Origin of the sequence: Teichococcus deserti (assembly GCF_001982615.1) — a bacterium.
GTDB lineage: Bacteria > Pseudomonadota > Alphaproteobacteria > Acetobacterales > Acetobacteraceae > Pseudoroseomonas > Pseudoroseomonas deserti.
Window position 1 is genome coordinate 1 of sequence record NZ_MLCO01000351.1, and the last position, 10388, is coordinate 10388.

Consider the following 10388-nt stretch of genomic DNA (forward strand, 5'->3'; position numbering starts at 1 on the left):
CCACAAGCACGCGGCGCGGGGTCCCCGGCTGGGCGGGGGCGGCGGGGAGGGACGCGGGTGGCGGCAGGGCGGCCTCGCGCAAGGGCACCTCGACCCAGAAGCGGCTGCCGCGGCCCTCGGGGCCGGTGGCGACGCCGATGCGGCCGCCCATCGCCTGCACCAGCCCGGCGGAGATCGCCAGGCCCAGGCCGGTGCCTTCGGTCTCGCCCGGGACGCGGTCCTGGGAGCGATCCTGGGCGCGCTCCTGGGGCAGGCGGGAAAAGTCCTGGAACAGCCGGGCGCGCTGGTCGGGGGCGATGCCGGGGCCGGTGTCGATCACCTCGAAGCGCAGACCCTGGCCGGGCAGCGGCGCCAGGCGCAGCTGCACGGCGCCGCCCGAAGGCGTGAACTTCACCGCGTTGCCCAGCAGGTTCAGCAGCACCTGGCGCAGCCGGCGGGCATCGCCCAGCACCGCGGCCGGTACGTCGGCCGCGCTGTCGACGCGCAGCGCCAGGCGCTTGCGGGCGGCCTCGGGCTGGACCAGGGCGATGGCGCCGTCGACCAGCGCGCGCAGCGGCACCGGCGCGGCCGAGAGGGTCAGGCGGCCGGCCTCGACCTGGGCCAGGTCGAGCGCGTCGTTGACCAGCGCCAGCAGGTGCTGGCCGGCGCGGTGGATGACGGCGACCTGGCTCTGCGCCTCGGGAGTCAGGTCGGCGCGGGCGGCCAGCAGCTGCGACAGGCCGAGCACGCCGTTCAGGGGCGTGCGCAGCTCGTGGCTCATGCGGGCCAGGAAGCGCGACTTGGCCCGGCTGGCCTGCTCGGCGGCCTCGCGCGCGGCGGCGGCGGCGGCCAGGGCCCGGCGCTCGCCGCGCTCGCGGAACATGGCCAGCAGCACGAAGCTTGTCGCGATGCCGTGCATCATGGACTGCAGGATGATGATCTTGGGGAAGGCCGCGTCCGGCAGGGCGGAGGTCTGGCTCCAGGCTGGCTGCAGCAGGGCGGCGGGGATGCGCAGCAGGGTCAGCCCGCCCTGCAGGCCGAAGGCAAGGCCGAGGAAGGCGCGGAACACCAGGCTGTCGGCGCGGCCGCGCCAGAAGGTCCAGGCGGTGGCCAGCAGCAGCGGCGAGGCCAGCGCCGACATGATGATGACGCGGATCTCGACCGTCTCGGTCAGGCCGGGCAGCTGCCGCAGGCCGAGCCAGACCAGGCCGGCCAGGAGCAGCGGCCAGTGCGGCGCCGGCAGGCCGTCGAAGCGGCGGGCGCCCTGCCAGCCGCAGCTCATCGCCGCCAGGATCACCAGATTGCCGAGGTCGATCGAGGCCCAGTCGGGCAGGATGCCGCGCAGGCCGAGCAGCACGGTGCCCAGGCAGAAGCAGAGCAGCGACAGGCCCCATTCGCGCAGGCCGCCGATTCGGTGCCGGTCGACGGAAAGCCCCATCCACATGCCGCCGAGCAGCAGGCTGATCAGCGTGCTGACCAGGAGGAGGGTCGCAGTATCGAGACGCAAGGGAATGGGTTCTGGCAGCCGGAAAGGAAAAGGGCCCGGCACCTTGCGGCCCGGGCCCCTATCCTACCAAGCGCTGCGCTGCAACCCTAGCAAGAAGTGCACACGCATCACGTGTGAGCGATCAAACGTTGAAGCGGAACAGCATGATGTCGCCGTCCTTGACCACGTATTCCTTGCCTTCGACGCGCATCTTGCCGGCTTCCTTGGCCGCCTGCTCGCCGCCGAGCGCGACATAGTCGTCATAGGCGATGGTCTCGGCGGCGATGAAGCCGCGCTCGAAGTCGCCATGGATGACGCCGGCGGCCTGGGGACCCTTCATGCCCCGGATGATGGTCCAGGCGCGGGCCTCCTTCGGCCCCACGGTGAAGTAGGTGATCAGGCCGAGCAGGCCGTAGCCCGCGGCGATGACGCGATCGAGGCCCGAATCGGCCAGGCCCAGGCCCTCGAGGAACTCGCCGCGGTCGGCCTCGTCCATCTGGCTGATCTCGGCCTCGATGGCCGCCGAGACGATGACCGCCTTGGCGCCCTCGGCCTTGGCCCGGGCGAAGACTTTTTCACTGTGCGCGTTGCCGGTCGCCGCATTCGCCTCTTCGACGTTGCAGACGTAGAGGACGGGCTTGCTGGTCAGCAGCTGCAGGCGGCGGACCGCTTCTTCCTCACCTTTCGGGATGGAGAAGCGGGCGGGCTTGCCGTCGCGGAGCCCCGCCAGGATCGGCTCGATCAGCGCGGCCTGGCCGGTGGCTTCCTTGTCGCCGCTGCGGGCGCGCTTGACCAGGCCGGTCAGGCGCTTCTCCAGGCTGTCCATGTCGGCGAGCATGAGCTCGGTCTCGATGGTGTCGGCGTCGCGGATCGGGTCGACCGAGCCTTCGACATGGGTGACGTCGCCGTCCTCGAAGCAGCGCAGGACGTGGACGATCGCGTCCGTCTCGCGGATGTTCGCCAGGAACTGGTTGCCCAGGCCCTCACCGCGCGAGGCGCCGCGCACCAGGCCGGCGATGTCGACGAATTCCAGGCTGGTCGGGACGATCTTCTGGCTCTTGCCGATCTTGGCGATGACCTGCAGGCGCGGGTCGGGCACGGCGACGCGGCCGACATTGGGCTCGATGGTGCAGAAGGGGTAGTTGGCGGCCTGGGCTGCCGCGGTCTGGGTCAGCGCGTTGAACAGGGTGGACTTGCCGACGTTCGGCAGTCCGACGATCCCGCAATTGAAGCCCATTTTCGCATTCTCTCAGGGTTATGCTGGCCTTGTCGGGCGCAGGTCCCTGAACGGCCTTCATGGATAGAAAAAAGAAGGGGTCCAGGGGAATTCATTCCCCTGGCCTTGCTTTGCCTACAGCGCCATCGCGATCTCAGCCGCCAGCTGGGCGGCGGCGATGCGGGCGGAGGCGTCGTCGGTCGGCAGCGACAGTGCCGCCGAGCGGATCTGGGTCACCGCCGCGGTCACCGAGACATCCAGCGACTTGGCCGCCGCCGCGATCAGCCCCGGCCGGGCCTGGCGCGGTGCCTCGGAGATGGCCTGGGCGATGGCCAGCGCCAGGGCGGCGCGGCTGGACGCGGCCTCGATGGCGCGCTTGTGGCCGGTGTCGCTGGCTTCCAGCGCGGCGGCGGTGGCCGCCAGGGTATGGGCCTGGGCCAGCAGGGCAGCGGCCAGGGCGGCGGCGCCGTTCGCCAGGTCCTCGGGGCCGGGGCCGCCGAATTCCGCCGCCAGATCGGCCGCCGCGTCTTCCATCGCCATTGTCTCAGCTCTCCTGGGTCAGCAGGGCCACGCGGGTCATGAAGGCTTCTGTCTCGCCACGGACGAGCAGGGGCGCGGCCTCCGCCACCGCATCCAGCATGGGTTCCAGCCAGGTGTCCACCTTGGCAAAATTGCCCAGCACGTGGCCGGTGACCTTTTCCTTCATCCCCGGATGGCCGATGCCGAGGCGGATCCGCCAGTAATCCGGACCGCCCAGGCGGCGGTCCATGTCGCGCAGCCCGTTATGGCCGGCAGCGCCCCCGCCCTTCTTCACCCGGATCTTGCCGGGGGCGAGGTCGAGCTCGTCATGGAAGGCGGTGATGTCGTCGAGCGGGATCTTGTGGAAGGCAGCGGCCGGCTGCACCGCCTCGCCGGAGAGGTTCATGTAGGTCTGCGGCTTCAGCAGCAGCAGCTTCTGGCCGCCGATGACGCCTTCCGAGACCAGCCCCTTGAAACGTTGCCGCCACGGCGTGAAGCCGTGGCGGCGCGCGATGGCGTCGAGCGCCATGAAGCCGATGTTGTGGCGGTGCCGCGCCTGGCCCGGTTCGGGATTGCCGAGGCCGACCCAGAGCAGCACCGCGACGAACCCTGCTTACTTCTTCTTCGCGGCGGCGGCCGGGGCGGCAGCCTTGCCACCCTTCTTGCCCTTGGCGTCCGGGGCGGCGACCGGGGCGGCGACCACGATCTCCTCCTCGACCGTCGGCGGCGCGATGGTGGCGACGACGAAGTCACGGCCGACGATGACCGGCTTGGTGCCCTTGTGGTCGACGACGTTCGACCAGCGCAGGCTGTCGCCGATGACGGCGGCGGCCAGGTCGATCTCGAACTGGTCGGGGACCTGATCCGGGTCGGACAGGACTTCCAGGTCGCGGCGGACGATGTTGATCACGCCGCCTTCCTTGACGCCCGGCGCGGTCTCCTCGTTCAGGAAGACGACCGGCACCTTCACGCGGATCATCTGACCCGCGGCGAGGCGCTGGAAGTCGACATGGACGGGGGTGTCCTTGACGGGGTGGAACTGCACTTCGCGCATCAGGCAGCGCTCGGTCGCGCCGCCGGCCAGGGCCACCTCATAGAGGTGCGACTGCCAGCCGCCCTTGTGCATTTCCTTCATGACGTCGCGCGGGTCGAGCGAGAGGAGGACAGCCTCCTGCTTCGCGCCGTAGATGACGGCGGGCACGCGCCCATCACGCCGGGTCGCGCGCGCCGCCCCCTTACCGGCCCGCTCGCGCGCCTCGGCCTCGATCCGAATGGTCTGGACCATTGCTAAGCTCCGCTTGCTGTGGCGCCCGCTCGGCCTGTGGCCGGGGCGCCTGCCAAAGAAATCCGCGCCAGGCGAGCGCCCAAACGCGAGAGCGCCGGCCTCCAGGGGTGCCAGCGCGGGGCGCGGCATAAGGCATTGCGGGGGCGGAAGCAAGCACGCCGGCGGGAGTTGCGCCTCAGGCCTTGCGGAAGGTCAGCACCAGCACGTCGCGATGGCCGGGCCGCGCCGGATCGAGCGGGGCGATCGGCGTCACGCCGTGCCAGACCCGCCGGTCGTCCAGCAGCACGCTGTCCATCGGGTTCTCGAGGGTGAAGCTCTGCTCGCCGGGCTGGCCGTCGACGCGGATGCCGGTGACGCCGCCGGCGACGTTCTCGCGGCCGATCATGGCGACCAGCACATAGTCGACGCCGTCGCGGTGCATGCCCTCGGGCGTCGGCTTGCCGGCCTCGTCGGGGCGGGCCTGGATGCGGAACTGGTGCATCTCGACATGCCAGCCGGCGCCGGGGGCCACCTGGTCGAAGACGGCGCGGGCGCCCGACAGCAGCGCGGCCAGCGCCGGGCCGGCCGAGACCTCCGGCGTCACCGGGGCGAACCAGCGCTCCACCCCGCCATTGAGCTGGTTGAAGACGCGGGCCTGGTAGTGCGGCTGGTCGGGCGCGCGGGTCAGCGCCGGCTGCCCCGCCTGCAGCGCGAAGACGGCATGGCGGCGCAGGCGATAGCGGCCGCCATCGGCCATGTGCCGGTCGGGCTCCAGCGCGGCCCAGCTGGCGGCGAAGGCGTCCCAATCCGGCCCGGCGGCGGCGGCGCCGAACAGGGTGGCGGCGCGGGCGGCGGGCAGCGCGGCAAAGCCGGCAGCCGCGACGGCCGCGCCCGTTTCCTCGACCAGCATCTGCCGCGGCGCGTCGTTCGCCATGGGCTCAGTCCTTCGTCGCCTGTTCCAGGAAGCGCAGCAGGGCCGCCAGATCCTCGGCATCCTCCACCGCGGGCACCGAGGCGGGATGCGCGACCGGCGGAGCCTCGGCACCGCCGGAGAGCAGATCGGCCAATGCCTGCTTCGTCCAGATGCCCTGGCTGCGGGCCAGGGGCCCGGAATAGGCATAGCCGGAAACGCCGCCCAGCGGCCGGCCGAAGATCTTGCCCAGATGCGGCCCGGCCTTCAGCTCGGCCGCGCCCGAGGGCGGGGTGGAGAGGCTGTGGCAGCCGCCGCAGCCGCGGAAGACGCGGGCGCCCTCCATGTCGATCGCCGCCTGGCGCGCCGGGCGCAGCGCGCCGGGCGTGGTCATGGCGGGACCGACGGCGACGCCGCGCTGCAGGTCGATGGCGCGCAGCCGGCCATCGGCGCCGCCGGCATAGAGCAGCGCCGCGTCGGCGCTGAAGGCCAGGCTCCAGACCGCGACGCCGCCCGAGGCCAGGCTGTGGCGCAGCCGCCCGTCCGGCAGGGACCAGACCGAGACGCCGCCGCCCGGGCCGGCCGCGGCCAGCAGGCTGCCATCGGCGCTGGCGGCCAGCACCGCGAGCGGGCCGCGCCCGGCCTCGACATGGCGGCCGGTGGTGGCGGGGATGGCGGCCGTGGCGGACAGCAGCCGCACCAGCCCGTCGGCGCCGGCGACGGCCAGCAGCCCGCCCGGCAGGCCGACCACGGCCGAGAGCGGCACGCCGAAGCTGGCCAGCAGCAGCGGCTTGTCCTCGTCGGCCCAGCCGAGCAGCTGGCCATCCGCGCCGACGGTCACCGGCAGCCCGTCGGCGCGGAAGGCGGCGCCGGTGACCGGGCCGCGATGGCCCTCGAGCCGTCGCGGCGGCTGGCCGGGGCGCCAGAGCCGGGCGGTGCCGTCGGCCGAGGCGGACAGCAGCAGCCCGCCCTGGGCGGCCAGCGCCACCAGCGGCCCCGCATGCTCCCGCAACTGCGCGGCGGGGCGCCCGTCGGGCGGATCCGGCCAAAGCGTCAGGGCGCCGTCCTGGCCGCCGCTGGCGAAGCCGCCGGCCGGTAGCGCGACCAGGGCCAGCACCGGCGCCGCGGCGCCCCGCCCGACCGGCTTCGCCGCCACCAGATCCGCAGTCCAGACATAGAGGAAGCCGTCCGCGCCGCCGGAGACCAGCGCGCCCTGCGGCAGCACGGCCAGGGCCTGCACCGGCCCGGCATGGCCCGAGGGCAGCGCATCCGAGGCGACGGCCGCGGCCGGCAGCGACAGCAGCAGGAGGAGACGGAGCAGGCGGAGCATGATGGCCTCGACAATGGCGCCTGCCCCCGCCGCGGAAAAGGGGCGGGAAAACAGAAGCTCAGCCGATTTTCACCGGGACCGGTCGCGCGCCCTTGCCGCCCGGCGTGCCGCCGAAGGCGGTGCGGAAGGCGGCGCCGAAGGCGGAAGCGCTGGCATAGCCCACGGCTGCCGCCGCCCGCGCCGGGGTGGCGCCTTGCGCCAGCAGCGCCGAGGCCTCGGCCAGGCGCCAATGCTGCCGCCAGGCGCCGAAGCTCATCCCCGTCTCGGCGCGGAAGCGGCGGGTCAGGGTGCGGGCGCTGGCGCCGACCGTCACCGCCCAGCCCTCCAGCGTCAGGTCGCTGTCGGGGCGGGCCTGGAGTGCTGCCACCAGCCGCAGCAGCCGGGGGTCGCGCGGCTGCGGCACGCCCAGCGGCAGGCGGTCGGCGCGGGCAATCTCGTCCAGGATCAGCGCCGCCAGATGGCCGCCGCGGCCATGCGGGTCCCAGTCCGGCGGCTCGTCGCAGGCGGCCAGGATCAGCTCCCGCAGGAGGGACGAGACGACCAGCACGGTGACGCCAGCCGGCCCGGCGCGGGCGGCGTCCTCGCGCAGGAACAGGGCGCGCATGGCGACGCGCCCCTGCATGGCGACCGCATGCGGCAGATAGGCCGGGACCCAGAGCGCCCGCCCCGGCGGCACCACGAAGGCGGCGGCGTCGGTCGCGATCCGCATCACCCCGTGGCTGGCATAGATCAGCTGCGCCCGGCGATGCGCGTGGCGGGCCGCGCCCTCGCCATCGGCATAGTCGCGGCGGAAGCCGGCCAGCGGGCGGTCCACCGCCTCCTGCGGCAGGTTCAGCACCGGATGCGACGGAATTTGGCCGGGTGGCGACATGATCTGGCCGGATGTCGTTTCCGGGTCAGAGTAACGTCGGGTGAAGAGACGGCAAGCGAAACTGCCGCCCGATCCTCGTGCACCCCGGAAACGCCCCCATGGCCCTGCATCCCGCGACGCGTCAGATCGCCTTCATCAACGCGGCCCACAGCATCACCCATTTCTGCCTGCTGATCCTGGCCACCGCCGTGCTCGGCATGGTGCAGCAGGACGCGGCCCGCTTCGGCGCCGAATACGGGCCGATCATGGCGCTGGGCACCGCCATGTTCGTGGTCTATGGCGTCGGCGCCCTGCCGATGGGGTGGCTGGCGGAGAAGCTCGGGCGCCGCCGCCTGATGCTGGGCTTCTTCTTCGGCACCGGCGCCTGCATGGCGCTGGCCGGGCTGACCACGACGCCCGTGCTGCTGGCGGTGGCGCTGGCGGGGATGGGGGCCTTCGCCGCCATCTACCACCCGATCGGTACCGCCATGCTGGTCGAGGCCGCCGGCGACAAGGTCGGCCGCGCCGTCGGGCTGAACGGCGTCTTCGGCAATTTCGGCGTGGCGCTGGCCCCGGTGATGACCGCCTTCCTGGCGATCTCCTTTGGCTGGCGCTGGGCCTTCCTGGTGCCGGGGATCGCCTGCATGGCGCTCGGCGTCCTCTACTGGCGCGAGCCCGCCATCGACATGGCCAATGCCCGCGGCCCGGCCAGGCCCTTCCCGGCCATCCCGCCGGCCGTGGTGAAGCGCGCGGTGGTCGTGCTGCTGTCGATCGCCGCGGCCTCGGGCCTGGTGTTCAACGCCTTCACCCTGCTGCTGCCGAAGCTGATGGAAGAGCGCCTGGCCGGCAGCCCCGACCTGCTGCCGGTGATCGGCACGCTGGCCTTCCTGGTGACGATCTGCGGCGGGCTGACCCAGTTCACCGTCGGCCGGCTGATCGACCGCAGCACGCTGAAGCGGATCTTCCTGCCGATGGCCATGGTGCAGGTGCCCGCCATGCTGGCCCTGGCCTTCGCGCAAGGCTGGATGGTGCTGCCGATCGCCGCCCTGCTGGCTGCCTCGATCTTCGGCCAGGTCACGGTGAACGAGACCATGACGGCGCGCTACATCGCGCCCGCCCTGCGGGTGAAGCTCTACTCGATCCGCTTCTTCGTGGGGTTCCTGGGCGCCGCGGCCGCCGCCCCCGTGGTCGGGCTGCTGCACGAGGCGACGGGCAACCTGGCCCTGACCATCCTGGTGCTGGCCGGCTTCGGCTGCGTCACCCTGGTCTGCGCGATGTTCTTCCCGGATCGCCAGGAGGAGCTGAAGCCGGAGCTCTGGGCGGCGCCTGCGGCGGCGCCGGCGGAGTGAAGGGGAGAGGGGCAGGCCAGGGGAGAACGCATCTCCCTCCTTCTTTCAGATGGCCCTGTCCAGGTGGAGCCAGCAGGCAAAACGGCGCCGGCGGCAGCGCGGCCTGTGGCCTGGGGCCGTTTTCAGAGTGGCGCCCCGCCGTCCTGCCTTGATGTCGCCGCCGGCAAGGCGGCTGGGCATTCAACGGCCAACAGAACAGACAAACCCAGGGGACTTCATTCCCCAGGGCTGCCTCTTACGGCCCCCACGTCTGGAACGGATCGTCCAGCCGCCGCCATCCTCTCTGCCCCAGCGCCATTTCTGCCTCCGTCAGCAGGCAGGTCTCCAGCGCCGCGCGGAGAGCCTCTTCGTCGAGCTCGATCCCGATGAAGACCAGCTCCTGGCGCCGGTCGCCGAAGGGGTCCTGCCAGTTCGCCTTGACGGCGGCGCGCCAGGCGGGGTCGGCGGGCCAGTCCTCCGGATGGGTGGCGGCCCACCAGTGGCCGGCGGGCTCGTGCCGGCCGATGCGGCCGGCCAGCTGCCAGCTGCCCGCCCAGCCCATGCGGCTGGCCAGCCAGAAGAAGCCCTTGGCGCGGAGGACCCCCGGCAGGTCGCTCTCGATGAAGGCCTTGAAGCGGGCCGGATGCAGCGGGCGGCGGGCACGCCAGACGAAGTGGCGGATGCCGAACGCCTCCGATTCGGGCAGGTGCTCGTGGCTCAGCGCCTGCGACCAGCCCGCCGCCTGGCTGGCCGTCTCGAAGTCGAAGCGGCCGGTGTCGAGCAGGCGGTCGATCGGCACGCGGCCCTGCTCGGCCAGGATCAGCTCAGCCTTCGGATTCAGCCCGCGCAGCAGGGCCAGCAGCTGGGCCCGGCCGGTCGCGTCGACCAGGTCCAGCTTGTTCACCACGATGCAGTCGGCGAATTCGACCTGCTCGACGAGGAGGTCCACCAGCAGGCGGCGATCCTCGGGGCCCGCGGTCTCGCCCAGGCTCTCCAGGCTTTTCGCGCTGGAATAGCCGGCCAGGAAGGCGCCGGCATCGACCACGGTGACCATGCTGTCGAGGCGGGCGATGTCGGCCAGGCAGAAGCCTTCCGCGTCGCGGAAGTCGAAGGTGGCGGCGACCGGCATCGGCTCGGCGATGCCGGTGCTCTCGATCAGCAGCGCGTCGAAGCGGCCCTCGGCGGCCAGGCGCGCCACCTCCTGCATCAGGTCCTCGCGCAGCGTGCAGCAGATGCAGCCATTGGTCATCTCGACCAGCTTCTCGTCCGTGCGCGACAGCCGGCCGCCCTGCTCGACGAGGGCTGCGTCGATGTTCACCTCGGACATGTCGTTGACGATGACGGCGACGCGGCGGCCCTGGCGATTGGCCAGGACGTGGTTCAGCAGCGTCGTCTTGCCGGCGCCGAGGAAGCCGGACAGCACGGTGACGGGCAGCAGGGGCTTGGTCATGGGGCAGGGATCCTCAAGGGAGGGTCTCGAGGCGCAGCAGCAGGCGGGGCGGGCTG

At 72.5% G+C, this 10388-nt stretch carries 10 protein-coding genes; 1 reads left to right on the plus strand and 9 read right to left on the minus strand.

The window, feature by feature from the left end; all coding sequences use genetic code 11:
- The 8 genes from BKE38_RS26860 to BKE38_RS26895 form a co-directional block, all read right to left on the minus strand.
- On the minus strand, nt 1–1486 hold a 1486-nt coding region (locus BKE38_RS26860; protein WP_242662583.1), incomplete at its 3' end, for a sensor histidine kinase.
- A 121-nt stretch (nt 1487–1607) separates the two neighbouring features.
- Nucleotides 1608–2702 carry a redox-regulated ATPase YchF gene (gene ychF / locus BKE38_RS26865; RefSeq protein ID WP_076960267.1) on the minus strand — a complete coding sequence of 365 codons (1095 nt, stop codon included), beginning with the start codon at nt 2700–2702 and terminating at the stop codon, nt 1608–1610.
- A 114-nt stretch (nt 2703–2816) separates the two neighbouring features.
- Nucleotides 2817–3221: a hypothetical protein gene (locus BKE38_RS26870; protein WP_076960268.1), complete on the minus strand. Its 405-nt coding sequence runs from the start codon at nt 3219–3221 to the stop codon at nt 2817–2819.
- Nucleotides 3222–3225: 4 nt separating this feature from the next.
- Nucleotides 3226–3798, minus strand: coding sequence for an aminoacyl-tRNA hydrolase (gene pth, locus BKE38_RS26875; RefSeq protein WP_076960269.1), 573 nt, complete (start codon nt 3796–3798; stop codon nt 3226–3228).
- 15 nt (nt 3799–3813) lie between these two features.
- A complete protein-coding gene (locus BKE38_RS26880) occupies nt 3814–4485 on the minus strand; it encodes a 50S ribosomal protein L25/general stress protein Ctc (RefSeq protein WP_076960270.1) in 672 nt (223 codons plus the stop codon).
- 175 nt (nt 4486–4660) lie between these two features.
- Nucleotides 4661–5398, minus strand: coding sequence for a 2OG-Fe dioxygenase family protein (locus BKE38_RS26885; RefSeq protein ID WP_083747901.1), 738 nt, complete (start codon nt 5396–5398; stop codon nt 4661–4663).
- A 4-nt stretch (nt 5399–5402) separates the two neighbouring features.
- A complete protein-coding gene (locus tag BKE38_RS26890; RefSeq protein ID WP_076960271.1) occupies nt 5403–6704 on the minus strand; it encodes a hypothetical protein in 1302 nt (433 codons plus the stop codon).
- Between the two features lie 58 nt (nt 6705–6762).
- Nucleotides 6763–7575 carry an AraC family transcriptional regulator gene (locus BKE38_RS26895; RefSeq protein WP_076960272.1) on the minus strand — a complete coding sequence of 271 codons (813 nt, stop codon included), beginning with the start codon at nt 7573–7575 and terminating at the stop codon, nt 6763–6765.
- A gap of 98 nt (nt 7576–7673) precedes the next feature.
- Here BKE38_RS26895 and BKE38_RS26900 point away from each other — a divergent pair, with 98 nt between their 5' ends.
- Nucleotides 7674–8903, plus strand: a complete 1230-nt coding sequence (locus tag BKE38_RS26900) for an MFS transporter (protein ID WP_076960273.1) — start codon at nt 7674–7676, stop codon at nt 8901–8903.
- Nucleotides 8904–9138: 235 nt separating this feature from the next.
- Here the strand turns inward: BKE38_RS26900 and zigA are convergent, their stop codons facing one another.
- Nucleotides 9139–10332: a zinc metallochaperone GTPase ZigA gene (gene zigA / locus BKE38_RS26905; protein WP_076960274.1), complete on the minus strand. Its 1194-nt coding sequence runs from the start codon at nt 10330–10332 to the stop codon at nt 9139–9141.
- Nucleotides 10333–10388 lie beyond the last annotated feature (56 nt).

Coding starts and splice junctions, on each gene's coding strand:
- zigA (WP_076960274.1), bottom strand. CDS start 10,332: ATGACCAAGCCCCTGCTGCCCGTCACCGTGCTGTCCGGCTTCCTCGGC.
- BKE38_RS26895 (WP_076960272.1), bottom strand. CDS start 7,575: ATGTCGCCACCCGGCCAAATTCCGTCGCATCCGGTGCTGAACCTGCCG.
- BKE38_RS26880 (WP_076960270.1), bottom strand. CDS start 4,485: ATGGTCCAGACCATTCGGATCGAGGCCGAGGCGCGCGAGCGGGCCGGT.
- BKE38_RS26885 (WP_083747901.1), bottom strand. CDS start 5,398: ATGGCGAACGACGCGCCGCGGCAGATGCTGGTCGAGGAAACGGGCGCG.
- ychF (WP_076960267.1), bottom strand. CDS start 2,702: ATGGGCTTCAATTGCGGGATCGTCGGACTGCCGAACGTCGGCAAGTCC.
- BKE38_RS26890 (WP_076960271.1), bottom strand. CDS start 6,704: ATGCTCCGCCTGCTCCGTCTCCTCCTGCTGCTGTCGCTGCCGGCCGCG.
- BKE38_RS26870 (WP_076960268.1), bottom strand. CDS start 3,221: ATGGCGATGGAAGACGCGGCGGCCGATCTGGCGGCGGAATTCGGCGGC.
- BKE38_RS26900 (WP_076960273.1), top strand. CDS start 7,674: ATGGCCCTGCATCCCGCGACGCGTCAGATCGCCTTCATCAACGCGGCC.